At 71.4% G+C, this 24344-nt stretch carries 27 protein-coding genes and 1 pseudogene; 14 read left to right on the plus strand and 14 right to left on the minus strand.

What is annotated here, in order from left to right; translation table 11 throughout:
• Positions 1–28: 28 nt before the first annotated feature.
• The 3 genes and pseudogenes from OG774_RS01890 (at position 29) to OG774_RS01900 (ending at position 1416) form a co-directional block, all read left to right on the plus strand.
• Positions 29–478, plus strand: a complete 450-nt coding sequence (locus OG774_RS01890) for a hypothetical protein (RefSeq protein WP_328311219.1) — start codon at positions 29–31, stop codon at positions 476–478.
• Between the two features lie 20 nt (positions 479–498).
• Positions 499–1101 (plus strand): annotated as a pseudogene (locus OG774_RS01895) (SDR family NAD(P)-dependent oxidoreductase); the annotation flags it as partial.
• A 96-nt stretch (positions 1102–1197) separates the two neighbouring features.
• On the plus strand, positions 1198–1416 hold the full coding sequence (locus OG774_RS01900) for a CbtB domain-containing protein (RefSeq protein ID WP_274195502.1): 219 nt from the start codon (positions 1198–1200) through the stop codon (positions 1414–1416).
• A 39-nt stretch (positions 1417–1455) separates the two neighbouring features.
• Here OG774_RS01900 and OG774_RS01905 read toward each other — a convergent pair whose 3' ends face one another.
• The gene (locus OG774_RS01905; RefSeq protein ID WP_328306247.1) at positions 1456–1644 is read right to left on the minus strand and encodes a hypothetical protein; all 189 of its coding nucleotides are present in this window, start codon (positions 1642–1644) and stop codon (positions 1456–1458) included.
• Here OG774_RS01905 and OG774_RS01910 point away from each other — a divergent pair.
• Positions 1639–1851 carry a hypothetical protein gene (locus OG774_RS01910; protein WP_328306248.1) on the plus strand — a complete coding sequence of 71 codons (213 nt, stop codon included), beginning with the start codon at positions 1639–1641 and terminating at the stop codon, positions 1849–1851. The genes OG774_RS01905 and OG774_RS01910 overlap by 6 nt on opposite strands.
• 109 nt (positions 1852–1960) lie before the next feature.
• On the opposite strand, the gene OG774_RS01915 is transcribed toward OG774_RS01910, so the two are convergent.
• From OG774_RS01915 to rpe, 5 genes are all read right to left on the minus strand, one after another.
• Entirely contained in the window at positions 1961–3064 is a 1104-nt protein-coding gene (locus OG774_RS01915; RefSeq protein ID WP_328306249.1) for a sodium:calcium antiporter, read from the minus strand.
• A 52-nt stretch (positions 3065–3116) separates the two neighbouring features.
• On the minus strand, positions 3117–3881 hold the full coding sequence (locus OG774_RS01920) for a ribonucleotide-diphosphate reductase subunit beta (RefSeq protein WP_328306250.1): 765 nt from the start codon (positions 3879–3881) through the stop codon (positions 3117–3119).
• Positions 3882–4007: 126 nt separating this feature from the next.
• A complete protein-coding gene (pqqA, locus tag OG774_RS01925; RefSeq protein ID WP_328306251.1) occupies positions 4008–4106 on the minus strand; it encodes a pyrroloquinoline quinone precursor peptide PqqA in 99 nt (32 codons plus the stop codon).
• A 52-nt stretch (positions 4107–4158) separates the two neighbouring features.
• Positions 4159–4443 carry a hypothetical protein gene (locus OG774_RS01930; protein ID WP_328306252.1) on the minus strand — a complete coding sequence of 95 codons (285 nt, stop codon included), beginning with the start codon at positions 4441–4443 and terminating at the stop codon, positions 4159–4161.
• Positions 4444–4507: 64 nt separating this feature from the next.
• A complete protein-coding gene (rpe, locus tag OG774_RS01935; protein ID WP_328306253.1) occupies positions 4508–5188 on the minus strand; it encodes a ribulose-phosphate 3-epimerase in 681 nt (226 codons plus the stop codon).
• Positions 5189–5586: 398 nt separating this feature from the next.
• Between rpe and OG774_RS01940 the strand changes: the two genes are divergently transcribed.
• Positions 5587–6060, plus strand: a complete 474-nt coding sequence (locus OG774_RS01940) for a ribose-5-phosphate isomerase (RefSeq protein WP_274195494.1) — start codon at positions 5587–5589, stop codon at positions 6058–6060.
• Positions 6061–6105: 45 nt separating this feature from the next.
• Here the strand turns inward: OG774_RS01940 and OG774_RS01945 are convergent, their stop codons facing one another.
• Positions 6106–7116 carry a fructose-bisphosphatase class II family protein gene (locus OG774_RS01945; RefSeq protein ID WP_328306254.1) on the minus strand — a complete coding sequence of 337 codons (1011 nt, stop codon included), beginning with the start codon at positions 7114–7116 and terminating at the stop codon, positions 6106–6108.
• Complete coding sequence (locus OG774_RS01950; RefSeq protein WP_328306255.1) at positions 7100–8077, minus strand: class I fructose-bisphosphate aldolase; 978 nt, start codon at positions 8075–8077, stop codon at positions 7100–7102. Before OG774_RS01950 ends, OG774_RS01945 begins: the two co-directional genes overlap by 17 nt.
• A 991-nt stretch (positions 8078–9068) precedes the next feature.
• On the opposite strand from OG774_RS01950, the gene hxlB reads away from it, so the two are divergent.
• The 7 genes from hxlB to OG774_RS01985 all read left to right on the plus strand — a co-directional run bounded on the left by hxlB (position 9069) and on the right by OG774_RS01985 (position 16978).
• Complete coding sequence (gene hxlB, locus OG774_RS01955) at positions 9069–9662, plus strand: 6-phospho-3-hexuloisomerase (protein WP_328306256.1); 594 nt, start codon at positions 9069–9071, stop codon at positions 9660–9662.
• Between the two features lie 58 nt (positions 9663–9720).
• Positions 9721–10476, plus strand: a complete 756-nt coding sequence (hxlA, locus tag OG774_RS01960) for a 3-hexulose-6-phosphate synthase (RefSeq protein WP_328306257.1) — start codon at positions 9721–9723, stop codon at positions 10474–10476.
• Between the two features lie 77 nt (positions 10477–10553).
• Entirely contained in the window at positions 10554–11549 is a 996-nt protein-coding gene (locus tag OG774_RS01965; RefSeq protein WP_328306258.1) for a fructose-bisphosphatase class II family protein, read from the plus strand.
• Positions 11550–11610: 61 nt separating this feature from the next.
• On the plus strand, positions 11611–13008 hold the full coding sequence (locus OG774_RS01970) for an ATP-dependent 6-phosphofructokinase (protein WP_328306259.1): 1398 nt from the start codon (positions 11611–11613) through the stop codon (positions 13006–13008).
• A 38-nt stretch (positions 13009–13046) separates the two neighbouring features.
• Positions 13047–15134: a transketolase gene (gene tkt / locus OG774_RS01975; RefSeq protein WP_442873989.1), complete on the plus strand. Its 2088-nt coding sequence runs from the start codon at positions 13047–13049 to the stop codon at positions 15132–15134.
• Positions 15135–15506: 372 nt separating this feature from the next.
• Entirely contained in the window at positions 15507–16148 is a 642-nt protein-coding gene (gene hxlA, locus OG774_RS01980; RefSeq protein WP_328306260.1) for a 3-hexulose-6-phosphate synthase, read from the plus strand.
• A gap of 176 nt (positions 16149–16324) precedes the next feature.
• Positions 16325–16978 (plus strand): response regulator transcription factor, encoded by a 654-nt coding sequence (locus tag OG774_RS01985; protein ID WP_328306261.1) that lies wholly within the window; start codon positions 16325–16327, stop codon positions 16976–16978.
• 207 nt (positions 16979–17185) lie between these two features.
• On the opposite strand, the gene OG774_RS01990 is transcribed toward OG774_RS01985, so the two are convergent.
• The 6 genes from OG774_RS01990 to OG774_RS02015 form a co-directional block, all read right to left on the minus strand.
• A complete protein-coding gene (locus tag OG774_RS01990; protein ID WP_328306262.1) occupies positions 17186–17614 on the minus strand; it encodes a hypothetical protein in 429 nt (142 codons plus the stop codon).
• Positions 17615–17754: 140 nt separating this feature from the next.
• Positions 17755–18363, minus strand: coding sequence for a ribonuclease H family protein (locus tag OG774_RS01995; RefSeq protein WP_328310727.1), 609 nt, complete (start codon positions 18361–18363; stop codon positions 17755–17757).
• Between the two features lie 16 nt (positions 18364–18379).
• Positions 18380–20422 carry a DEAD/DEAH box helicase gene (locus OG774_RS02000; RefSeq protein WP_328306263.1) on the minus strand — a complete coding sequence of 681 codons (2043 nt, stop codon included), beginning with the start codon at positions 20420–20422 and terminating at the stop codon, positions 18380–18382.
• Positions 20423–20774: 352 nt separating this feature from the next.
• Positions 20775–21626, minus strand: a complete 852-nt coding sequence (locus OG774_RS02005; RefSeq protein WP_328306264.1) for a DedA family protein — start codon at positions 21624–21626, stop codon at positions 20775–20777.
• A gap of 112 nt (positions 21627–21738) precedes the next feature.
• A complete protein-coding gene (locus OG774_RS02010) occupies positions 21739–22143 on the minus strand; it encodes a DUF6069 family protein (RefSeq protein WP_328306265.1) in 405 nt (134 codons plus the stop codon).
• Positions 22144–22220: 77 nt separating this feature from the next.
• Positions 22221–22697, minus strand: coding sequence for a MarR family winged helix-turn-helix transcriptional regulator (locus OG774_RS02015; RefSeq protein WP_328306266.1), 477 nt, complete (start codon positions 22695–22697; stop codon positions 22221–22223).
• A gap of 111 nt (positions 22698–22808) precedes the next feature.
• Between OG774_RS02015 and OG774_RS02020 the strand changes: the two genes are divergently transcribed.
• Both OG774_RS02020 and OG774_RS02025 read left to right on the plus strand, forming a co-directional pair.
• Positions 22809–23897 (plus strand): substrate-binding domain-containing protein, encoded by a 1089-nt coding sequence (locus OG774_RS02020; protein ID WP_328306267.1) that lies wholly within the window; start codon positions 22809–22811, stop codon positions 23895–23897.
• Positions 23898–24037: 140 nt separating this feature from the next.
• Positions 24038–24325 carry an FmdB family zinc ribbon protein gene (locus OG774_RS02025; protein ID WP_328306268.1) on the plus strand — a complete coding sequence of 96 codons (288 nt, stop codon included), beginning with the start codon at positions 24038–24040 and terminating at the stop codon, positions 24323–24325.
• Positions 24326–24344 lie beyond the last annotated feature (19 nt).

Consider the following 24344-nt stretch of genomic DNA (forward strand, 5'->3'; position numbering starts at 1 on the left):
CGCCCGGGCGCAGACTCGAGGGGGGTCGATGGCGATCAGCCTCGCCGTGACGCCGTCCGGACTCCGGATGCGGTTCACCGGGGTCGACCGGGTGGCCGCGTGCTCCCGCGGGATCGACGTGTCGTTCGAGCGGATCGTCGGCTCGCGGGTGATGAGCAGGGCCGAGGCGGTGGCCTCGAGCCCGCACGTGCCGTGTCCGGGCTCCTGGTGGCCCGGGCGGCTCCGCGCGGGTTCCTGGGGGATCGGCGAACGCCGCCAGCTCTGGGGCGTACGCCGGAGCCCCCGCGTCATCGTCGTCTACCTGTCGGGACGTCCGTTCCACCGTCTCGTCGTGGACGTCGAGGAGCCCGACCGGACGCACCGCGTCGTCGAGGCCGCCCTCCTGCACAGCAAGAAGACCCAGGCCCGCCGGTCGGTGCGCGGGCTCCTGTCCGGGCCCGACGCCGAGGGCAGCGGTCGTTCGTCCACCGCGCCCTGATCACTCCCGCGGAGCCCCGGGTCGCCGCCGACGTCACCGACGGGGAGCAGGTCCGGGCCGCCGTCGCGCGCATCCAGGAGGACGGCGGCGAGTTGCGGCTCGCCGTCAACTGCGCCGGGATCGCCCCGTCCGCCCGCGTGCTGTCCCGCCGCGGGCCGCACGACCTGGATCTGTTCCACACGGTCCTGAAGGTCAACCTGCTCGGCACGTTCAACGTGATGCGCCTGGCAGCCGAGGCCATGGCCGCCCTGTCGCCGGATGCCCAGGGCCAACGGGGCGTGGTGGTGAACACCGCGTCGATCGCCGCCTACGAGGCGCAGGTCGGCCAGGTCGCCTACGCCGCGTCCAAGGCCGGCGTCGCCGGGATGACCGTCACCGCCGCCCGCGACCTCGCGCAGTACGGCATCCGCGTCATGACCATCGCGCCGGGCATCGTCGACACCCCGATGATGGCCGGCTTCAGCGACGAGGTCCGCGCCGGACTCGGGGAGAGCGTGCCCTTCCCGCAGCGCATCGCCGCGTCCGAGGAGTACGCCCGGCTGGTGGCGATGATCGTCGCCAACGACTACCTCAACGGCGACGTGATCCGGATGGACGGCGCTCTGCGCATGGGCCCGCGCTGACGAAGTGATGCGATCGGTGCACAGGTGTTGACATGTACAGATCGCGCCGGGTTGGGTCGGGGTGGTCGCACGCCCCGCCGTCTTCGAGGAGAAACCATGACCTCTGGTGTCGCCGCTGCGAAGGGCCGCGCGACGGCCGTGGCCGTGCCGGCCTCCGAGACGCTGCCGTGGCTGGTCAGCGCGGTGGTGGTCGGGCTGGTGCTCTACTACCTGATCGGCATCGACCAGGGCGCGACGTCGCTCTTCGGCGACAGCTCGGTGATCCACGAGCTGGTGCACGACGCCCGCCACTTCCTCGGGTTCCCCTGCCACTGAGGGACGGCGCCGCGCGGGCGCCCGACGTACCGGCGGGTCTCAGGTGGCCAGGTACAGCGCGATGAGCGCCGGCGGCGCGATGACGTCGAACGTCGGGCTGCTGGCCCTGCGCTGGTTGCTGGCCCATGAGCGGCCTTCTCTCGGGCGGGAGGGCGGGGTGGCTGGGGCGTCGCCCAGGCCGCGGCCGGCCCGCTGGTCGACGAGGTCGGGACCTACCCCGGGGTGCACCGCGCCTCGGCGCGGCTCGCCGGGACCGCGACGCGCCCGACGCTCTACCTCACCGTCGGCACCGAGGACGCCGCCGACGTCACCGACTTCCGCCGGCGCATCGACACCGAGGCCGTGCCCCGGCTGTGCCGGGCCCTCGACCTCGCCCACCTGCCCGTCGAGCTGCTGATCCGGCTCGACGACGCCCGCAGCGCCCGGCTGTCCTGACCCGGGCCGCGGAGCCTCGGTCGCCGTCGGGCGCTGGTCCCGGGGCGATCCGGTCCTTCGTCGTCACGGGAGTGGCTCCTCTCGGGCTTCGCGATGTGGCGGGCCGGGATCAGTCGTCGAGGGGGACTCCGCCGAACGACAGGAGGCTGGTGACGAAGTAGATGACGTACAGACCGAGCAGGACGATCCCGTGCCAGCGGAGCAGCCGACCGGTGGAGAGGAAGAGCGCCGCGATCAGCGTGATCACGATCAGCGCCGGGAGGTGCCAGACCAGGACGGAGTGGTCGACGACGATCGCCCCACCGACGAGCAGGATGATCCCGAGCTTGCCGGTCACCGAGAACACCACGCTGCCGATGACGTTCGCGACGGCGATCTCCGGCGCGCCCCGCCGCTGCGGTTCGGCGGTGAGGAAGATGTCCTCGAGGGAGAGCGCCAGCGTCGCGATCGTGACGCCGAAGACCGTGCCGTCGAGGGCGAACTCGTCGAGGATGCCCTCGGTGCCCCGACCGGCGACGAGGGCTCCGGCCACGAGACCGATCAGGGCGAGGACGGCGAACGCGAGGGTGGCGCCGGGCGAGTGCTGCCGGGCCTTGAGGAAGCCCTGATCGACCTTCAGGTCCGCGGGCAGGTCGAAGCCGGGGCGCCCGTCAGCGGGCCCGCTCGGGGTACCTGCCGTCGTCGCCACGGTCGGGGCGCTACCTCCCCTGCCCCCGACGCCGACCCCGACGTTGTCGATCTGCTCGTAGAGCTCGGCGTTGCGCCACACCGGGCGTCGGGCGGAGTGCTCCCGGTAGGCCACCCAGCCGACGAACGCGACGAACGCGACGATGAGCACGATCCCGGTGAGCAGTGTCAGGGCCCCGACCAGTGCGAGGGCGTACATCACGACCGGTGCGGCGACGAAGAGGACGAGATAGCTGGTGGGGACGTCGACCGGTGTCGGTGCGACGATCGCCGCGATGGCGAGCACGACACCGGTCATGGCCACCGTCGTGCCGATGACCGTGCCGAGGGCGACGTTGCTGAGGTCCTCGAGGTTCAGCACGATCCCGAAGGCGAGGTCGTCGAACTCGATGCCGGTGAAGACCACCGCGACGAGGAACAGCGAGATCGCCCATCGACTCGCGATGCCGACCAGATGGCCGATGAGCTTCTCGGCGCTGTACACCAGCACGGCGATGCCCAGCACGAATTCGATGATCGGGATCACGGGTTCGCTCCATCAGCGGGGGAGTGGCGAGGTGGCATCTCAACGTCACCTGTCACCAGAACTTGATCCCGACGGACTTGAGTCGGCGCTTGTGGAGCTGGTCCACCTTCTCGATGTCCTTGGAGGAGATGAGGTCTCCCCAGGCCCACGCCGCCTTCGAGCCCTCGTTGAGGATCTTCTCGAGGTCGTTGTCGACGAGGTCGGCGCTCTGGATGACCCGGGAGCCGAAGCCGATGTGCCAGCGCTCGTCGCGCAGCACCAGTTCCATGCCCTTGCGCATCCCCGGCATCGGGACCGAGAGCTTCTCGAGGGCGTCGAGCAGCGCGTGCTGCCCGGCTGTGAGGACCACGCCCTCGAGGATCATGTGGTAGAGCCCGACCGCGGTGGTGAGCTCCTCGTCGGAGTCGGCGAGGCCGCGGGCGATGGCCGGCAGGCGCTCCTCGAACAGCTCGACGAGCTCGGTGCTGATGCGGTCGCGCAGCGCGTCGACACGCTCGGTCAGGTTCTCCCCGGGAACGCCGCAGACCTCCCGCACCACGCGGTCGAAGAAGCGGGCGTGCCGGGCCTCGTCGCGAGCCTGGGCCGCGAAGACCTCGGCCATCATGTCGTCGGTGCTCGCCGCGGCGCGGAACGACGTGAGATGGGTGGCGACCGACGTCTCACCGATGCAGAAGCCGGCGATCAGCCCGAGGATCTGGTCGTACTCGGTGTCCTCGAGCTCCGTCCAGGACTCGATGTCGGTGCTGAGGTCGATGGTGGTCTCGTCCCACTGCAGTGATTCCGCGAGCTGGGCGAAGTGTCCGTATCCAGTGATCATCAGCCGAGCACCTCGCCGGGCTCGGCGAGCGTCTGCTCGCCCATCGACACCACTCCCCGAACATCGCTGACCGCAAGGAAGGGCGCCGGACCCGTGTGGAACGGGTCCGGCTGCCCCCGACGTCATTCAGTCGTCCATCCGGGCGACGTACATCGTCACCTCGGGGGCGACCCCGATCTCCTCGAACTCGGGGGTTCCCGAGCGCGCATCTCCACGTGGATTCACCTCCCCAGGAATCGACGTGGTTCACGGGCGCGGCTCGCGTCGTGCGTGGCCGTTAGCCGGGGTGCCTCTCCGCGGATGCGCGGGGCCACATCGGCGACATCTCGGGCTGATCGTCGTCCACCAGACGATGCGCCAGGGCGATCGCTTCCTCGCGGTCGACCCCGTCGGAACCGTTCGTGGACGCCGTCGCCTCGAGGGTGACCACCAGGTCCGCCGCCTCGGCCGACGACACGTCGACATAGCCCTTACCGAGCTCGTATCGCGTCCGGAGAATTCTGGCGGCCTGCTTCAGCAGGTTGTCCTGGCTTTCCCTCACCGAGAACTGGTCGGTCATCATGGAGAACTCCTCTACGTCATTCCGGCGCGCCGGTGTGCTCTCGCCGGGGCTTCCTTCTCCACAGCTATGTCAGGGACGACGCCTGCGCCAGCACCTGACGAATCTCTTCGGTCGCAGTCTGTTTTCCCGACGGGTGGTTGAGCAGCGCGGAACCGACGACGAGCAGCTCCGCGCCGGCTCGCCAGGGCCCTGCTGCCGTCTTCGCCGAGATTCCCCCGTCCACCTCGATCTGGATCGGCCGCTCGCTGCGGTCGGCGAGCTCGCGCGCCTCGGAGACCTTGTCCTCCATCGCGCTGATGTACTCCTGACCGCCGAATCCGGGATTCACCGTCATGATCAGGATGTGATCGAGCTGGTCGAGGACGTGAGGGACGAAGTCGAGCGACGTCGACGGGTTCACGGCCACCCCCGCTCGAACCCCGAGGTCCCGGATGGTCGAGAGCGTGCGATGCAGGTGCTTGCAGGCCTCGACGTGGACGATGACCGTGCCGCACCCGGCGGAGACGAACTCCGCCAGCCCTGCGTCCGGGTCCTCGACCATGAGGTGCGCTTCGAAGGGCAGGTCGACGTAGGGTCGGCACGCGCCGACGACCGCGGCTCCGAACGTCAGGTTCGGGACGAAACGGCCGTCCATCACGTCCCACTGGATGCGGTCGACGCCGGCGGCCTGGAGATCGAGGACCTCTCCGGCCAGGCGGGAGTAATCGGCGCCCAGCACTGATGCGACGATGGCTGGTCCGGTCATCGATGCCCTCCGTCTACGACTCGTCGTGCCCGTCCTGGGTGAACCGTGCAGGCCCTCGTCGATCGCCCGTCGCTGGTGGAGCGTCCAGGTCGCCATTGGTCGTGGAATCCTTTCCGCGTGCGCTTGCGATTCGGCGCCCGACGACGGACGAATCGCCGTGTCCGGCTCTCGTCGCGAATTCGATCCACACTTCCACGACGTCGCCGGCGGTGGTCCTCAGACTGGCGAGAGTTCAGCGCAACCGATCGGCCGACCGAGAGAGTGGTCTCCTTGAAGTGATCATCATCTTATCATCCGGCAGTGGAGCGGGATAGTGTTCCGGCGAGATCCGATGAACGTTCTCGATTGCTGTGACCGGGCAGGTGTTGTTTCGGCGGAACGACTGTCAGACTTGCGGCATGCGCGTCTACCTCGCTTCCGACCATGCCGGGTTCGAGATGAAGAACCATCTGCTCCGGCGTCTCGACGAACTGGGACACGAAGTACGGGATCTCGGTCCCGCCGAATTCGACCCCGACGACGCCTACCCGCCGTACTGCATCGAGGCCGGTATCCGGGTGATGGCCGACGAGGGCAGTCTCGGTGTGGTCGTCGGTGGCTCCGGGAACGGGGAGCAGATGGCTGCGAACAAGGTCCGCGGAGTTCGTGCCGCCCTCGCGTGGAGCACCGAGACCGCGTCCTTGGCGCGGGAGCACAACGACGCCCGGATCGTGGCGATCGGTGCTCGCATGCACACCCTCGACGAGGCCGCCGAGATCATCACCTCCTTCGTCGACACCCCTTTCTCGGAGGACCCACGTCACCTCGACCGCATCGCGATGCTCGATCGGTACGAGGAGAGCGGGCAGCCGCCGCCGCTGCCCGAGCGCTGATGCCGGTGCGGTGATCACGGCGGATCGAGGGGGGCGCATGCCGGGTCACGCGCCGAGGACGTCGTGGAGACGGTCGATCTGGTGATGACCCTCGACGACCAGGACCGTGCCGGTGCTCGAACGCATCGCCACGGAGTGCGTCGTGGCACGGTCGGCGCGGTACTGCAGGCCGGGGACGTCGTCGCTGCCGGTGACCCCGGTGGCGCTGAAGAGGATGTCCTCCCCACCGACGAGGTCCCCGGTGTGCAGGACCGCATCGACGTCGTGCCCTGCGTCGAGCGCCCGTCGACGCGCGTCGGCGTCGCGTGGCCACAGGCGGCCCTGGATCGAGCCGCCCACACAGGCCAGCGCGGCGGCCGCGAGGACGCCTTCGTGTGCGCCGCCGACACCGACGAGCATGTCGCTGTCGCTGTCGGGGTGTGAGGCCGCGAGTGCCCCGGCGATCTCACTGCCGAGGAGGAGACGCACCCGCGCCCCGGTGGCCCGGACCTCGCGCTCGATCTCCTGGTGCCGGCCGCGCCCGAGGACGGTCACGGTGAGCCCGGAGACCGGCCGCTGCCCGGCCGCGGCCACCGCCCGGACGTTCTCGGCCACCGGGCGGTCGATGTCGACGACGTCGCACGCACCCGGCCCGACGACGAGCATCTCCAGATCGGTGATCGGTGCTGCCCTGAACATCCCGCCGTACTCGGTCGCGGCGATCACCGCGAGAGCGTCGGGCATGCCCTTGGCGGCCATGACGGCGCCGTCGAGGGGGGCGAGCGCGACGTCGCGCGCCGGGCCGGTGCCGTCACCGACCTGATCGCCGACCCGGAAGGGGCCGACCTCGCCCCCGACGCTGGCGACCGTGCCCCGGAGGGGGATCGATCCCGTGAGGGTGCGCGCGGCGGCGGCGGCCGCCGCGATGCCGCTGCTCTCGTCGCCCAGCCCGACCCACCGGCCCGCGGCGAGTGCCGCGAACTCGGTGACCCGGGCGAGCTCGAGGACGAGGTCGGGCGTCCCACGCTCGACGGCCCGAGGGGCCGAGGAGCGGAGGGAGTCAGCGGACGGCGGCATTCGCGACCGCCCGCTCGGAGAGGGCGTCCTGCGCGGCGCCCCACTGGTCGCCGCTGCCCCGCCAGGTCTCGAGGGCCGGACCGACCAGCGCCCGACCGAACGAGTACGTCAGCTCCCAGGGAAGGGGAGCGAGCTCCTTCATCGCGGCGAGGTTGTCGGTGGCCTCCTGCGGGTCCTGTCCCCCGGAGAGGAAGGCGATCCCCGGCACCGCCGGCGGTACGGTCTCGCTCAGGGTCTCCACGGTCGCGCGGGCGACCTCGGACGCCGTGGGCTTGTCCGGGCACCCGTCGCCCGCCACGACCATGTTCGGCTTGAGGACGATGCCGTCGAGCTGGACCTCCATGAGGCTCAGCTCCTCGAACACCGACTGCAGCACCGCCCGCGTCACCTGTCGGCACTGCTCCAGCGAGTGGTCGCCGTCCATTACCACCTCGGGCTCGACGATCGGCACGAGCCCCGCCTCCTGGCACAGCCCGGCGTAGCGGGCGAGTGCGTGGGCGTTGGCCCGCTTCGTCCGGTCCGTGGGGAGGCCGTCGCCGATCGAGTACACCGCGCGCCACTTGGTGAAGCTGGCTCCCATGGCCACGTACTCGTCGAGCCGCTCGCGGAGTCCGTCGAGCCCCTCGGTCACCGTCTCACCCGGAGCGCCGGCCAGCGGCTTGGCCCCGGTGTCGACCTTGATCCCGGCAAGCACCCCGATCCCGGCGAGTGCTGCGGGGAAGGTGGTCCCGTCCGAGAGCACCTGGCGGAACGTCTCGTCGGCGAGGATGGCACCGCTGATGGACTCGGAGAGCTCCGGAGTCGTGAGGAGCAGCTCTCGGTAGAGGCGCCGGTTCTCCTCCGTCGGCTCGACCCCGACGCTCTCGAGGCGCTTCGACATCGTCCCGATGCTCTCGTCGGCCGCCAGGATGCCTCGCTTGTTCGACACCAGCGTCCGAGCGATCTCGGTCAGAGATGACATGAGTTCCCCTACCTCTCCGTGGAACACCGCCCCTGTGCGGCGGCGAAGAATGGTCCAGCTGTGGGCGCCGAGCCGGCGCAGTGCCGGGTCGGCTGCGCGGCCGTCACCGTCACGTGCGGGATCGACCTGCAGCTGGAGGAATCGCGGCTGGAGGTGCACGGAGGGGCGCCGTCTACGGACGGCCCTCCGGCGAGGCACGGTCCCCCACGGGGGCGATGGGGACCGGCCGGGCGCCGGGCAGCTCGAGGCGCCCGACGGATGACAGTTGTAGCCGTCGCCGACGACGGAGCGCAAGCATCTCGTCGCAACCGGTCGTCACGGCCCGGCCGGCCGCGGGCCTGTCGAGCCGACGGTCCTCGCTGCTCAGCGTCGGGTCGGTGGGTGGGAGCAGAGGGCGCAGGAAGGCGTCCTGACCGTCTCGGCGCTCGCGCGTCCACGAACGCAGAGCGACGTGGATCGGGACGTCCCGTGACGGTTCGGATCCGACGGGCATCACGACCGAGACCGCCCTCCCGAGGGGCGTCATCGCGCATTGTCACCCTCCGACTCCCCCGCGTAGGGGAGCCGACTGCCCCGCCAGCGTGCCTAGCGTCTGGCCCATGACCTCGATGTTCGTTCGTCATCCACGGGCACCGGACGCCTCGGGGGGGGACCCCACGTCCCCCGCGGTGAGCGCCTGAGCGCCGGTCCACGACCGGTCCGCACAGCGTGCTCGCCGCAGCACAGCTCGGGGCCACGGGCAGGCAGGGGCGCCTGTCCGGGGCCGGGACCGGGCACCGAGGCGAGGAGGTCGCGACGCGACCTCGCTCGTCGCCACCGCGGGCTCGAGGACCCGGTGGCGTGATCCGGCACTCCAGTGCCCGGTCTTCCGCGAGGGCGACGTATCGCTCTCGTCGACCGGGCTGTCCTGACGTGCATCGAGTCCCGGGGCGACCCGGTGCAGATGAGCACGGGCATTCGTCCCATTCAGTGTGGAAAGGGGTTGTGTCAATTGTCCGCATCGACATCGGACACCCATGGCGAGAACGCCGCGCAGTTCGGCGACGCCGCCGACCTGATCATCGGCGAACACGCCAAGGTCCTCCAGGGCGTCGACGCCGCCAGCTGGGAGCGGGCAGGAGCGTTGCTGGTCGATGCTCCCGCGGTGTTCACCATCGGCACGGGACGCAGCGGGCTGGCGTTGCAGATGGCAGCCATGCGTTTCATGCATCTCGGCAAGGCCACCCACGTCGTCGGGGAGACGACCGCCCCGGCGATCGGCGCCGGCGACGTGCTGGTCGCGGCCTCCGGCTCCGGCTCCACCAAGCGGGTCGTGACGGCGGCGCGGACGGCGTCCGAGCAGGGCGCCCATGTCCTGGCGATCACCACCAACCCCGACTCCGATCTCGCCGGGCTGGCGACCGAGACGTTGCTGGTGCCCGCCGCCGACAAGCAGGACTTCGAGGGCACGACGTCCTCCCAGTACGCCGGGAGCCTGTTCGAGCAGTCCCTCCTGATCCTCACGGACGCGCTCTTCCACGTCCTCTGGCAGACCAGCGGGACCCAGGCCCAGGAGCTGTGGCGCCTCCACGCGAACCTCGAGTAGCTCCCGCGCCTGCCGTCGATGCCGCCGATGCCGTCGATCCCGTGCAAAGGATGCGGTCATGCAATTGCAGTTCGCCATGGATGTGTCAACGCTCGACGAGGCGCTGGTCCTCTGCCGCCAGGTGGCCGAGCACGTCGACATCCTCGAGATCGGAAGCCCTCTGATCAAGAACGAGGGCGTGACGGCGATCCGCGCGATCACGGCGTCGTACCCCGACAAGACGATCTTTGCCGACATGAAGACCGTGGACGCCGGGGAGCTCGAGGCCGACCTGGCCTTCGGTGCCGGGGCCGACCTCGTGTCGGTGATGGGCGGGGCCGACGACGACACGGTCCGGGGAGCGGTCGCCGCGGCTCGACGCCGCGGCAAGGGCGTGGTCGCCGACATGACGGATGTCCGTGGCTGCGTCCTGCGGGCCCGCGAGCTCGCAGGCCTGGGCGTGGAGTTCTGTGAGCTCCACGCCGGCACCGCCGAGCAGGCCCTGTGCCGGTACTCGGTCCGGGCCGTGATCGAGGCGGGCCGGCAGTCGGAGGCGCCCTTCTCGGTCGCCGGCGGCGTGGACCTCGACAGCATCCTCGATGTCCGGGCGTCGGGGGCGGTGGTCGCGGTGGTCGGTGACGCGATCCGTGGCGCTCCGGACCCGCGCGCCGCGGCCGGCGCGTTCCGCCTCGCCGTCGACACGGCCTCCCTGTTCGGCGACGTCACGTCGGTCCGGCAGGGACGACCCCACGGGATTCCCTGCGGGCCCGGCCCCGGACCCGGGCCGTGGCGGGCTCGCCGCGCTCGGCTCGCCGACCGCGCCCCGAACGTCTAGCCGCCGGGACTGTCCGTCGACGCCATGCACGACGCGGTCGCTCTCGCAGAGCGAGCCAGGAGATGTGGAGACCCGATATGCCATCCCAGAGCGACACATTCCTGCCAGCGCGTCTCGACCTCGAAGCCTTGGAGTCGGCGGCGGTCGCGGCGACCCACCGCGCCGCTCTGGCCTGTTCTCCCTGGGTCGGTAGGCACGACGCGGATGCCGCCGACGGCGCCGCGACCGAGGCCATGCGTGGCGCTCTGGCGAACGTCCCCGGACGCGGAACGGTGGTCATCGGGGAGGGGGAGAAGGACAACGCGCCGATGCTGTTCAACGGCGAGGTCGTCGGGGACGACAGAGGCGGGCCCGACTTCGACATCGCCGTCGACCCCTTGGAGGGCACGTCCTTCTGCGCGAAGGGGCTTCCCGGAGCGCTGTCCACGATCGCCTTCGGCGACTCGGGATCCTTCTGGTCCCCGGGACCGGGCTTCTACATGGACAAGATCGTGGTCCCTCCGGCGGCGCGTCATGCCATCGACCTCGACGACTCGCCCGAGCACACCGTGCACAAGGTTGCCGAGGCCCTCTCGAAGAAGGTCGACGAGCTCCGTGTGGTGATCATGGACAAGCCTCGCCACCAGGGGGAGGACGGGCTGATCGCGCGGGTGCTGGCGACAGGAGCTGCGGTTCACACCCCGGCGGGGGGCGACGTCGGGGGAGCGCTCGAGGTCCTCCTGCCGACCTGCGACGTCGATCTCCTGCTCGGTGTCGGCGGCACGCCCGAAGGAGTGATGACCGCCGCCGCGGTCCGGGCCCTCGGCGGCGGCATGCTCGGGCGCCTCGCGCCCAAGACCTCCGAGGAGGCCGACGCGATCCGTGGCGCCGGCATGAGTGTCGATCGCATCTACGAGCGCGACGAGCTCGTCGGCGGAGGCGCGCTGTTCGCCGCCTCCGGCATCAGCGGGGGGCCACTGCTCGCCGCGCCGCGCCGCGTCGACGGGACCACTCTCGTCGAGTCTCTCCTGATCACCGACGGACAGGTGCGGATCATCCGGCACACCACCTTCGAACCGATCCCGACGCGGTGACTCCGAGGTTCCGGCCCGAGCCCCTCGCGACCACCGACCACCCACTCCCGAGGGAGAATCCGTGACAGTGCAACTGGAGGATCTCCAGATCCGCACGCTCGGCGAATGCCGGCACACGTCGCCGTTCTCCGCGTGGCTCGCGGACAAGCAGACCACCCCGCATTTCGTCCACGAGGACGACCGGGTGATGCTCGACGACACGACCTCGATCATCAGCGCGAACACCGCCGAGGCCCTCCCGTCCTTCGAGTGCGCCGGGCCTCGCAAGAAGATCTACTTCGACCCGGCCCGGACGACGGTCGGCATCGTCTCCTGCGGCGGGCTCTGCCCCGGCATCAACAACGTCATCAGGGGCGTCGTCCAGGAGCTCACCGTGCATTACCGCGTGCGTCGAATTCTCGGCTTCCGCAACGGGCTCAAGGGACTGACCGCCAAGTACCGCGACGACACGATGGATCTGACCCAGAGCAACTTCCAGGACATCACCCGCTCCGGAGGGACGATCCTCGGCAGTTCTCGTGGCGACCAGGACGCCGACGAGATGGTCGACACCCTCATCGCGCGCAAGATCGACATCCTCTTCGTCATCGGCGGCGACGGGAGCATCCGGGCGGCGATGCGGCTGGTGTCGGCGATCACGCAGCGCGGACTCGACATCGCGGTCGTCGCGATCCCCAAGACGATCGACAACGACCTGCCCTACACCGACCAGTCGTTCGGCTTCCAGAGCGCGTTCGAACGGGCGACCGACTTCATCGAAGCGGTCACCACCGAGGCCGCGGCCCACGAGAACGGCGTGGGGATCGTGAAGCTCATGGGTCGGCACTCCGGCTTCATCGCCTGCTACGCGGCGCTGGCGAACCACGGCGCCGACATGGTGCTCATCCCCGAGGTCCCGTTCGAGCTCGAGGGGCCCGACGGCCTGCTGGCCAAGGTCGAGCACCACCTGCTCACCCGTGGACACGTCGTCATCGTCGTGGCCGAAGGTGCCGGGCAGGAGCTGCTCCCGGCGGCCGGAGATGCCGACGGGAACGGTGCCACCGACGCCTCGGGAAACCAGCGCCTCGGCGACATCGGCCAGTTCCTCAGCGACCGCGTCTCGAGCCACCTCACCCGGATCGGCCTGAAGCCCGCGCTGCGCTACGTCGACCCGAGCTATTCCATCCGGAGCGTCACCGCGAACGCCTACGACAGCGTCTACTGCCTCCGGCTGGCCCACGCCGCCGTCCACGCGGCCATGGCCGGCCGGACCGAGACCGTCGTCGTTCGTTGGCGGCGGCGCTTCGTGCACGTCCCGATGCCGCTCATCACGAGCCACCGCAACCGGGTGGACCCCGACGGGGATCTCTGGATGTCCGTGCTCGAAGCGACCAATCAGCCCGAGACGCTCGCGCGGCAATGTGAGCCCGGGTCCACGACAGCAACGCTCACCGAGACCTCAGGAGTGAATGCCCCGTGAACAGCATCGAAGCCACCTCCGTCCGGCCGGGGCACGACATCTTCGACGAGGTCGCCTCCCTGCTCGCGGTCACGGTTCCCGACGGCTGGTCGGACCTCGACACACGGGCCGTCAACACCGCTCGGATCCTCGCCGCGGACGCCGTCCAGCGCTGCGGGAGCGGTCACCCGGGGACCGCGATGTCGCTGGCGCCACTGGCCTACGCACTGTTCCAGCGCGTCATGCGCCACGACCCGACCGACCCGGGATGGGCAGGTCGCGACCGGTTCGTCCTCTCCTGCGGCCACTCGAGCCTCACCCTGTACGTGCAGTTGTTCCTCGCGGGGTACGGGATGCAGCTCGAAGACCTCGAACAGCTCCGCACCTGGGGTTCCCAGACGCCGGGTCATCCCGAGTACGGCCACACGCCGGGTGTCGAGATCACGACCGGTCCGCTCGGCCAGGGCCTGGGCGCGGCGGTGGGCATGGCCATGTCCGCGCGCCGCGAGCGGGGTCTCTTCGACCCCGACGCCGCGCCCGGGGCCAGCCCCTTCGACCACTTCGTCTACGTCATCGCCTCCGACGGCGACATCGAGGAGGGCGTCACCGCCGAGGCGTCGTCGATCGCCGGCCGCCAGCAGCTCGGGAACCTCGTCGTGATCTACGACGACAACCACATCTCGATCGAGGACGACACCTCGATCGCCCTGTCCGAGGACGTGGCGCAGCGCTACGAGGCCTACGGGTGGCACGTCCAGACCGTGAGCGGTGGCGAGAACGTCGCCGGCATCTGCGACGCCCTGGAGCGCGCGGCCGCCGAGACCGACCGGCCGTCCTTCATCGCGCTGCGGACGGTGATCGGCTACCCGGCCCCCGAGAAGATGAACACCGGCGCCGCCCACGGCGCGGCTCTCGGCGACGACGAGGTCACACGGGTCAAGGAGATCCTGGGGTTCGACCCGGAGGCCAGCTTCGCCGTCGACGACGAGGTGCTCGCGCACACCCGCGCCCTCGCCGGGCGAGCCCGGGAGACCCGGCGCGCTTGGGGCGAGTCGTTCGACGCGTGGGCGCGGAAGAACCCGGAACGCCACGCGCTGTACGAGCGGATGGCCCGCCGTGAGCTCCCCGCCGGCTGGACCGACCACTTCCCGGACTGGACCGCCGGGGATGACCCCCTCGCCACACGGAAGGCTCTCGCGAAGGTCCTCGAGTCGATCGGTGACGTGCTGCCCGAGCTGTGGGGCGGATCGGCCGACCTCGCCGAGAGCAACAACACGACGATCAAGGGCGCCGACTCGTTCGGCCCGAGCACGATCGACACGGAGATGTGGGGGCAGGCGTCGCCGTACGGCCGTACCCTCCACTTCGGCGTCCGAGAGCACGCCATGGGCGCCATCCTCAACGGCATCGCGCTGCACGGCGGCACGCGTGCCTACGGCGGCACCTTCATGATCTTCAGCGACTACATGCGTCCGGCGGTGCGCCTGGCCGCCCTGATGAAGCTGCCGACCATCTACGTCTGGACCCACGACTCGATCGGCCTCGGCGAGGACGGACCGACCCACCAGCCGGTCGAGCACCTCGCGGCCCTGCGCGCGATCCCCGGACTCGCCGTGGTCCGCCCGGCCGACGCCCGCGAGACCGCCGCGGCCTTCCGCGGCATCCTCGCGAACCCGACCGGGCCCGCCGGGCTCGCCCTCACCCGCCAGAACGTCCCGATCCTCGAGGGCGTCACGACGGACGGCGTCCTGCGCGGCGGGTACACGCTCGCCGAGGCCGGCGATCGCGCCCCGGAGCTCCTGCTGATCGCCACCGGGTCCGAGGTCTCGCTGGCCCTCTCCGCGCGCGAGGTGCTCCAGGCCGAGGGCGTGCCGACCCGGGTCGTCTCCATGCCCTGCGTCGAGTGGTTCGACGCCCAGGAGGAGTCCTACCGACACCGCGTCCTGCCCCCGGAGACGACCGCCCGCGTGGCGGTGGAGGCCGCGATCGGCATGCCGTGGCACCGCTTCGTCGGTGACCGGGGCGAGATCGTCTCCCTCGAGCACTTCGGGGCCAGCGCCGATTACCAGACCCTGTACCAGCAATTCGGGCTGACGGTCGACGCCGTCGTCGACGCCGCGCGCCGCTCGTTGTCGCGCGCCCGGTGACGGCCGTCGAGCAATCAGTTCACCAACCCCGGAATGGCAGAGAGGAGAGGATCCGTGCGTGGTGTCGGCACGCGCCCGGTGACGGGCACGAATTCGTCCGGTACGGCCGGGAATTCCGCTGTCGATTCGCTCGCGCGACTGGTGGTGAACGGCCTCGTCGATTATGATGAGTGATGTCGGAGCGTGCGCTGCTGTCGCAGTGGCGCTGCCTATCGAGAGCTCCGCGCCCCGCCGACGATGGCAATCGGTCGGCGGAGAGCAGCCCGTTCTCGGGCGAGAATTCCAGGCCCAACCTGTCGAACAATCAGGAATGGGCTGACCGCTGAGACGCCTCGAACGAGGAACACGTCGAAGACAGATCAGGAGATGCCAGTGAAGCTGCAGGTAGCCATGGATGTCCCGAGCCTCGCCGACGCACTGACGCTGGCGCGCCAGGTCGCCGACTACGTCGACATCCTCGAGCTGGGAACGCCGTTGATCAAGAACGCCGGCCTCGCTGCGGTCGCCGCGATCAAGGCCGCGCACCCGGACAAGCTCGTGTTCGCGGACCTGAAGACCGCCGACGCCGGCGAGCTGGAGGCCGACCTCGCCTTCGCGCAGGGCGCGGACCTCGTGACGGTCATGGGCGCGCTCGACGACGACACCATCAAGGGTGCCGTGGATGCCGGCCACAACGCCGGCAAGAAGGTCGTCGCCGACATGATCGGCGTGGTGAACAACCGGGTCCAGCGAATCCAGGAGGTCTCCAAGCTGGGCGTGGACTTCGTCGAGATCCACGCGGGGCTCGACGAGCAGGCTCGGCCCGGATACTCGATCGAGACCCTGCTCGCCGACGGCCGCGCGGCCGGCGTCCCGTTCTCCATCGCCGGCGGCGTCTCCGTCGACACCATCGCCTCGGTCAAGGAAGCTGGCGCGGACGTGGCGGTGGCCGGCGGGTCGATCTACAACTCCGACGACCCCGCGGCCGCCGCGAAGGCGCTCCGGGACGCTGCCGGCCTCCCGGCGGCGACGTAGGACGTACCCACCCCCGCGCCAGGTGATCGAGCAGTAGCCTTCCGGCGCCCTGCCTGTCTCCTGACCGGCAGGGCGCCGGGTTCCAGCTCTGCGAGGACGATGTCGTCGAGCGAGAACGGGAGCTTTCCGCGAGCCTTCGGCGGAGAAGGCGACGGAACGCACGGAGGTCTGGACCGGTGTCGGGAACTGTGCGGGTGGTCCTCGTCGAGAACCACGAGATGGTTCGTGTGGGCCTGAAGCAGATGCTGGCGGAGTACCCGGGAATCCGAGTGGTCGGGGAGGCCGAGGACGCCTCCGAGGCCCTCCGGATCGCCGAGAGCCTCGCTCCGGACGTGGTGCTCACCGAGGTGCGTCTGGGGAGCACGAGCGGCCTGGAGCTCTGCCAGGATCTCCTCACCTGGTGCGCCGACTCGCGCGTCATCATGCTCACCGTCTACGACGACGAGCAGTACCTGTCACAGGCGCTGCAAGCAGGGGCGCGGGGCTACCTCCTCAAGCACATCTCCGGCGAGGAGCTCGTCGCGGCGATCCACCGGGTCCACGCGGGCGAGCTCGTCGTCACCTCGACCGCGGCCGGGCACGCGGCCTCGATGGTCCCCCGCATCGAGTCGGGGGAGTACTGGCCCGGCGGACGTTTCGGGCTGACCCTGCGTGAGAGCGAAGTGCTCGCGCTGATCGTGATCGGGATGAACAACCACGCGATCGCGGGACGCCTGATCGTCGGCGAGGAGACCGTGAGGACCCACGTCCGGGCGATCTACCGCAAGCTCGAGGTCAACGATCGGACCTCCGCGCTCGCCAAGGCGCTGCGCGAGGGGCTGTTCCAGTAGTCGCACCCTCCGGCTCGGGGCACTCGACGCGGGGTCCCCGCCGATGCGGGCTGCAGCTCGCCGTTCTCGACCACGCACCCGATGCCGGAGATGCGTGGCGCCCGTCGGCCCGGAGGGTGGCGACGGTCTGGTGCCCGGGCGCGTCGAACAGCGTCCGGACGCGGCGGGCGAGCTCCGACGCCGCCTGTTCGACAACCCGCCAGGTCGTCACCGGATGACGGTGGCACCGGCCGCCGACGACGCGGCCGGAAGCGGGGGAGGACCCTCACGGCGCCACGCCCACCGCAGCGTGGCCCGGACACCGTCGCACCAGCCGGGGCGGGCGGCGAGCTCCGGGAGGAACTCCTCCGCCCGCTGCGCGGCCTGCCACTCGGCCTCGATCAGGTCCGCGCGGGCCGGCCAACCGCGCAACCTGACCGGTGATCGTGCCTGGCCTCCGCAGAGTGCGGTCCGCATCGGCAGCGCCGCCATCCATCGACAGGTCTGGGCCACCGCCTCGAGGTAGCCGTCGGCCGGCTCGTGATCACCGAGCTCGACGCGGCGCAGGGCTTCCCGCCATTGGGTCACGAACTCGTCCCGCGGCACGCGGACGTTGCCCACTGGGATGCGGGCCGCGTCGGAGTCCGTCGGGTGCACACCTCAGGGTGACACTTCCGCGCGCCCACGGTCTCGCCGGTCGCCGAGCGCAGGCGGCCGACCTCGCCGGGTACACCGTCGGACCGCGGGGGTCGGCGTGTCGACGACCCCTCTCGGCCCGAACCACCGATGGTCAGCGACTACGAGGCCGAGACGGCCTTCGACTGCTCCACGGCGAGCTTGTCGACGAGGTCGTTCATCTCGTCGCCCGAGTGGCCCTTGGTCCAGCGGAAGGACACGTCGCCGCGCTCGTTCACGAGCGTGATGAGCGGTTCCCAGAGGTCCCGGCTCACCACCGGCTTCTTGGCGCTGGTGACCCAGCCCCGCGCCAGCCAGCCCTTCCACCAGCCGTCGCGGAAGCAGTTCACGACGTACGTGGAGTCGCTGACGACGACGAGCGGGCCGTCCAGGGCACGCACGGCCTCGAGGGCGGCCCGGATCTCCATCCGCTGGTTCGTGGTGCCGAGCTCGCCACCGCTGGCCTGGCGGCCGTCCCTGGTGGCCCAGGCCCATCCACCGGGGCCGGGGTTGCCCGAGCACGCGCCGTCGGTCCACACCTCGAGGGCGCCCTCGGCGGCCGGCATGTCCGGACGCGCCGGCTTCTTCGGCTTCGCGGTGCTCGCCGTCGTCGTGGACGGTGCCGAGGCGCACGCCGCGTGCGCCCAGCGCTCGCCCGAGCGCGCGATCTCCTCGCCGGGGCTCACGGGCGAGCCGCAGACGCCGCAGGTGGTCGCGTACTTCGCGGTCATCGGCACGGCGACCACCTTAGGCGGGGGCCGAGAGCGCCTCCGTCAGCATGGCCACGAGCGCGGCGTGCTGCGCGTCGGTCGACGATCCGACCTCCTCGTCGCTGCCGTCGAGGGCGACGGCCGCGAGGCCGGCCTTGTCGTCGATCAGCGCCGCGATCCGGGCGTCGATCGTCTGCGCGGCGAGGATGCGCCAGGCGGTGACCGGCTGCGACTGCCCGATGCGGTGGCTCCGGTCGATCGCCTGGGTCTGCTCCGCGGCGGTCCACGGCAGCTCGGCGAGCACGACGTTGGAGGCGACCTGGAGGTTGATGCCGACGCCGGCCGCGGTCAGCGAGCAGACCACGACGCCGACCTCCGGGTCCTCGACGAAGGCGTCGATGTTGCGCTGCCGCACGCTCGGGGTCTGGTCGCCCCGGATCGACGCGTACCGGACGCCCTGCTTGGCGAACGTCTCCTCGGCGGCGTCCATGACGTCGACGTGCTTGGCGAAGAACACCACCTTGCCGGCGCTGCGCGCGAGCTGGGCGGCGTAGTCGGCGGCGAGGGCCGCCTTCGCCTGGCCGATGCGCCGCATCATGCTGAACACGTTGTCGCCGGACGACGAGCCGGCCGCGTCCTTCTGCTCCCACGTGGCGACGCGGCGCACGAGGTCGTGGTCGATCTCGTCGGTGGCCGCGGCACCGCGCGCCGCGAGGGCGTCGGTGTAGCGCTTCACCATGCGGGCGGCGAGGTCGCGCTCGGCGGCGCGGATCGATCGGCCGGTCGGCCCGTCCAGCTCGACGGGCAGGTCGGCGATGCGGCGCGGCGGGATGTCGGCGGCGACGTCGACCTTGCGGCGACGGACGATGCCGAGGTCCACGACGCTCTCGCGCGCCGAGGCGGAGAACCCGGGATCCGCGGGCGTCAGACCGGTGGCGGTCAGGGCGTCCATGAGGTCGGCGAGCGGTTTCTTCTCGTCGATCCAGCCGAGGAACTCCCAGATGGCGAGGAAGTCCTCGATGTCGTTGATCAGCGGCGTGCCGGTGAGGGCCATCAGCAGCGGGCGCGCGGTGAACGCGCGGATGCGCTCGGAGAGCCCGAGCACGTGCTGCGAGCGCTGCGAGGTCTTGTTCTTGATGAAGTGCGCCTCGTCGACGACCATCCCGCGGAACCCGAACTCGCGCAGCCAGCCGACGTGCCGGTCGAGCACCTCGTAGTTGACCACCACGATGTCGGCGAACCCGTCGACGGAGTCGCCGTTGCCCTGGATCACGGTGGCCTTGCGGCGGGGGGACCACAGGCCGGCCTCGCGCACCCAGTTCGTCTTGACGACGTTCGGCACGACGACGAGCAGGGGGTAGGCCTTCGCCGCCTCGGCGGCGAGCAGCGCCTCGGCCGTCTTGCCCAGCCCGGGCTCGTCGGCGAGCAGGAAGGTGCGGTGACCTTCCGCGGCCGCGGCGACCAGCCGGGCCTGGTGCGGCATGAGCTCACGGCCGCCGGGCGCCTTGCGGGAGCCGGGCTCGGGCAGGGGCATGCACACCGAGGTGCCGTCGCCGGCGCGCTCGAAGGAGCGCAGCAGCGGGTCGAGCAGCTCCCAGCCGCTCAGGGGCGTGGGCCGGGGGGCGGCCGGTCGCGCGGCCGAGAAGTCGGGGGCGAGGAACGGGTTCGCCATCTGCCGCGAGACCACGGACTGCGGCACCACCGCGGGCTTGGTGGGCGCGGCGGCCGGCTCCTCGACGGGCTCCGGGGCCTCTTCGGCCTCGGCCTCGATGCCGGCCTTGCGCAGCATGTCGCGCTTGAGCGACCGGGCGTCGTCGGTGACGACGGCGTCCTCGGACAGCAGCGCCAGGAGCGCCGGGTGGCGGACGGCGGTCTTCGCCAGGGTGGTCGCGATGTCGTCGAGACGCTTGAGCTTCTCGGTGCGCCGTGAGTCCCCGATGGTGTCGTCCGCGCGGACGCGGGCGCGCTCCTCGCGCAGCACCAGGGCGACGGCCTGGAACTTCGTGCGGGTGGACGTCGTGACCCGGCCGCCGCGCAGGGCGGCCCGGACGTCCTCGACGGCGTGGGCGAGCACGGACATGACGTCCTCGCGCCTGCGTCCTCGCCGCCGCTGCCCGGGAGCGCCGTTGCGCCCGCCGGACTGGGGTTGGCCTCGTCGAGCCATGTACCTCCTCCGGAACGCCCGGCAGGGGACTGCCGGGCATCGTGCTGCGGGTGGTGTGTCGCAGGGGGAACCGGGACGGTTCCTCCACGATTCCCACTGGGCCGCGGGCCCGCGTCGCCGCGGGCCCACGGGGTCCGCGTCACCGGTCGAGGGTGACGGCATCCACCGCGCTCACTGACCGCACCGCACGACGAGAGCGCAGCGCGTCAGGCTCGATCTCTATCATACCGTCCGGCGATCGGTGGGACACGCGCCGGAGCGAAATCGATCATCCGCCGGACGACGGACCCGCCGCGCGCTGCTCCTTGCCCTTCCGGTTCTGGGTGGCACCCGCGCGATAGGCCACGAACACGGCGATCGCGATGGTGATCCAGAGGGCGTAGCGGTCGACGGCGAGCACGACGTCGACGGCGTACTGGCCCAGCCCGTACCCGAGCCCCGCCACCAGGCCGGCGACGAGGGCGGCGCCGACCGCGTTGGCCAGCAGGAACGTGAGCAGCCGCATCCCGGCGAGTCCGGCGAGCAGGTGCACGAGCAGGGACGGGACGCCCGGCAGGGCCGCCGCGACCACCAGCAGCGGCATGATCCAGGTGGGCCAGGACCGGACGCGCTCGACGAACCGCTGCGCCCGCTCGCTGGGCACGAAGAAGCGGACCCCCTTCGCGCCCCAGCGTCGGCCCGCCCACCAGAACAGCCAGTCGAACTTGATCATTCCGATGACGCCTGCGCCGATCACCAGCCAGAGCGCGGTGTCGCCCACCCGGGCGAAGGCCGCGCCGGCGCCGATGGCCGAGAGGCTGCCGGTGGCGAGGCTGAGCAGCACCGGGTGCGAGGCGAGGAGGAACGGCCGGAACGGGAGCGACGCGAGTCCGAAGACGATGACCGCGACCGTGGCGCCGATCAGCACCTTGTCGGCGCGGGCCATGGGGCTGTCCCACGGGCGCATGTCGCGCCACTGCTGCTTGGCGGCCTCGATCTCCTCGGGGCTGTGCTCCCGGCCGCCCCAGCGCCGGCGCGCGGGCGACGACGTCCCGGTGGCCTCGGCGCGGCTCTCGGCGGGGCCCCCGGCGGCACGCTCGGTGGTCGCCCCGTCGGAGCCCGATCCGTCCGCGGCCGACATCGGCGCGCTCCTCCCGTTCGGGGCGTGCGCCCCCGGCGGGCCGGGAGAGACGTGCACGCTGGCGATCTCCACTATGCCGACGGCGCGTCGCCCCGGTCCACCGGGGACCCGGTCAGACCGGCAGGACCCGGCGGAAGGCCGGGACGGCGACCGCCGCGCACACGACGTGCATGACCATGAGCCCGAGGACCAGGAGCACGGACAGCCCGTACTGGAGCAGCAGCAGGTCCGGGATGAAGCTCAGGACGACGACCAGGGGCACCAGCCAGCGCAGCACCGCGGCCGGCCGGGGCGCGACGGCGCGGACGAGCGCCCAGCCCGCGGCGCCGATGAGGACCCCGATCACGCTGTAGGCGATGGCGGTCGTGGGGTTGTAGCCGGTGCCCTCGATCACGCCGATCAGGAGCCCGATGAGGGTGTTGGCGACCGCGGCGACGACGGCCGCGAGCACGATCGCCAGCGCGATGCGTGCCGGCGGTGCGGCGGGCGGCACGGTCTGCCGCACGGAACTGGTCACGAAGCACCCTCCCGGAGCGGTCGGTCTGTCCGACTCCGTGTCAGGGTAGCCTTACCTCGCCGGTGGAGCGATCATGGTCAGCCCGGGACGGCGGTCGACTGCTCGAGCGCGGCCGGGTCGAGGCCGTCCTGGAGGCGCCGCAGCAGCGTCCCGAACTGCTCGGCGTCGGCGCCGAGCAGCTCACGGAACTGGGTGCGGACCTCGGCGGTGGCCTCGTCCCATTCGGCCAGGGCCCGTCGTCCGCGCTCCGAGACGACGATGAGCACCCGGCGCCGGTCCTCGTGGTCCTGCCGCCGCAGGATGAGGTTCGCGGCGACCATGCGGTCGACGAGCTTGCTGAGCTTGGGCGCGAGGAGCATCGCGTGGTCGGCCACGACGTTCATCGGGCTACCGCCGCGGTCGGCGAGCAGGCGCAGGATCCGCCACTGGTCGAGGCTGGAGTCGCAGCTGCGCAGGGCCTCCTCCAGCCGCCCCGTGAGGGTCCGCTCCACGAGCGAGAGGAGGCGGAGCGACTCGTCGCCGTCCGGCGAGGGCCGTTCCGCGCTGCTGGGCACCGATCGATGGTAGCGGCGACGGCATGGTGATCGGGCAGTCGCGATCGGGGAACGGAGAACTCGTACGATCGGAGCAGCCCGGGAAGGCGGCCCGCTCGCTAGCGTCGAGCAATGGTCGACTCGACGGCTTTACGCGGCAGCGCCGCGCGCGGTCGCGACGTCCTCGACATGGCCCTCGTGATCCCGCTGCAGGGGCCCGCCGGGATCTTCGGGCCGTCGTGCGAGAGCTGCGCCGCGCTGGCCGCGCAGGAGATCAACGCCGAGGGCGGCGTCCTCGGCCGGGAGCTGAACCTGGTGCCGGTCGACGGTGGCCGCAGCCCGGCGGAGGTCGCCACCGAGGTCGACGCGCTGGTGAGCGCCGGCGCCGTCCAGGCCGTGACGGGGTGGCACATCTCGGCCGTCCGCGAGGCGGTCGCCCCTCGCATCGGCGGCCGCGTCCCGTACGCCTACACGGCGCTCTACGAGGGCGGCGAGAACCGGCCCGGCGTGTTCCTCACCGGCGAGACGCCGGACCTCCAGCTCGGTCCGACCCTCGACTGGTTCTCCGGCACCGCGGGCGTTCGGCGCTGGACGATCGTCGGGGACGACTACGTCTGGCCCCGACGGACGGCCACCACGGCGGCGCGCTACCTGCGGCGGATCGGCGGGACGGTCTGCGACGAGGTGTTCGTGCCGCTCGGGACGACCGACTTCTCGAGCGTCGTGCACCGGGTCGAGGCCAGCGGGTGCGAGGCCGTGCTGATGCTGCTCATCGGCGACGACGCCGTCGCGTTCAACCGCGCCTTCAGCGCGTCGGGTCTCGACCGCGACATCCTGCGGTTCAGCTCCCTGATCGAGGAGAACGTCCTGCTCGCCTCCGGGGCGGAGTGCACGCGCGGCCTGATGACCTCCGCGGGCTACTTCGAGGACCTCGCGACGAGCTCCGGGCTCGAGTTCGCCGCCACCTACTTCCGCGAGTTCGGGAACGACGCGCCGGTGCTCAACAGCCTCGGCGAGTCCTGCTACGAGGGCGTCCGACTGCTCACCGAGCTGACGCGACGCGCCGGCTCGACGCACGTGCCGACGATGATGTCGGTGTCCGAGGGCCTCGCGTACGAGAGCCCGCGCGGCACCGTCGAGGTCCACGACCGGCACCTGCGACAGCGGGTCTTCCTGGCGATCGCCGACGGTCTGACCTGGGACGTCGTCCAGCAGCTGTGACCGTCCGAACCCGGCTCGCGACGGGCCGCAACGGCCGTTGACAGTCTCGTCGGCACGCGTCTAGTTTCCCAGGAAATCATTTCTCACGCGTGACATCTGCCACCTCTCGGCGGTCGGTCGCGACGAAGGGAGCTCGACGGATGCCCCTGTACGCGTACCGGTGCGGTGAGGACGGGCCCGCCGAGGTCACGGCGCCGATGGGCGCCGCGCCGGCGACGATCTCCTGCCCGACCTGTGGCGGCGAGGCCCGGCGGATGATCACCGTGCCCCGGCTCGGTCTGGCCGACCGCACCCGGGTCGCGGCGATCGACCGCGCCGAGGCCTCGCGCACCGAGCCCACCGTGGTCTCCGCGCCGCCGGCCCGGGCGTCGCGCCCGCGGCCCGCCCCCCGTCTCGACCCCCGCACCGCGGCGCTGCCGCGCCCCTGAGTCCGTCCGCTCCCCGCGA

It is taken from the genome of Actinomycetospora sp. NBC_00405 (assembly GCF_036044095.1).
Taxonomy (GTDB): domain Bacteria; phylum Actinomycetota; class Actinomycetes; order Mycobacteriales; family Pseudonocardiaceae; genus Actinomycetospora; species Actinomycetospora callitridis.

Coding starts and splice junctions, on each gene's coding strand:
- OG774_RS01890 (WP_328311219.1), top strand. CDS start 29: ATGGCGATCAGCCTCGCCGTGACGCCGTCCGGACTCCGGATGCGGTTC.
- OG774_RS01995 (WP_328310727.1), bottom strand. CDS start 18,363: ATGACCGCGAAGTACGCGACCACCTGCGGCGTCTGCGGCTCGCCCGTG.
- OG774_RS02000 (WP_328306263.1), bottom strand. CDS start 20,422: ATGTCCGTGCTCGCCCACGCCGTCGAGGACGTCCGGGCCGCCCTGCGC.
- OG774_RS01920 (WP_328306250.1), bottom strand. CDS start 3,881: ATGATCACTGGATACGGACACTTCGCCCAGCTCGCGGAATCACTGCAG.
- OG774_RS01950 (WP_328306255.1), bottom strand. CDS start 8,077: ATGTCATCTCTGACCGAGATCGCTCGGACGCTGGTGTCGAACAAGCGA.
- hxlA (WP_328306257.1), top strand. CDS start 9,721: ATGCAATTGCAGTTCGCCATGGATGTGTCAACGCTCGACGAGGCGCTG.
- OG774_RS01945 (WP_328306254.1), bottom strand. CDS start 7,116: ATGCCGCCGTCCGCTGACTCCCTCCGCTCCTCGGCCCCTCGGGCCGTC.
- OG774_RS02020 (WP_328306267.1), top strand. CDS start 22,809: ATGGTCGACTCGACGGCTTTACGCGGCAGCGCCGCGCGCGGTCGCGAC.
- OG774_RS01965 (WP_328306258.1), top strand. CDS start 10,554: ATGCCATCCCAGAGCGACACATTCCTGCCAGCGCGTCTCGACCTCGAA.
- OG774_RS02005 (WP_328306264.1), bottom strand. CDS start 21,626: ATGTCGGCCGCGGACGGATCGGGCTCCGACGGGGCGACCACCGAGCGT.
- OG774_RS01940 (WP_274195494.1), top strand. CDS start 5,587: ATGCGCGTCTACCTCGCTTCCGACCATGCCGGGTTCGAGATGAAGAAC.
- OG774_RS01930 (WP_328306252.1), bottom strand. CDS start 4,443: ATGATGACCGACCAGTTCTCGGTGAGGGAAAGCCAGGACAACCTGCTG.
- rpe (WP_328306253.1), bottom strand. CDS start 5,188: ATGACCGGACCAGCCATCGTCGCATCAGTGCTGGGCGCCGATTACTCC.
- OG774_RS02025 (WP_328306268.1), top strand. CDS start 24,038: ATGCCCCTGTACGCGTACCGGTGCGGTGAGGACGGGCCCGCCGAGGTC.
- OG774_RS01900 (WP_274195502.1), top strand. CDS start 1,198: ATGACCTCTGGTGTCGCCGCTGCGAAGGGCCGCGCGACGGCCGTGGCC.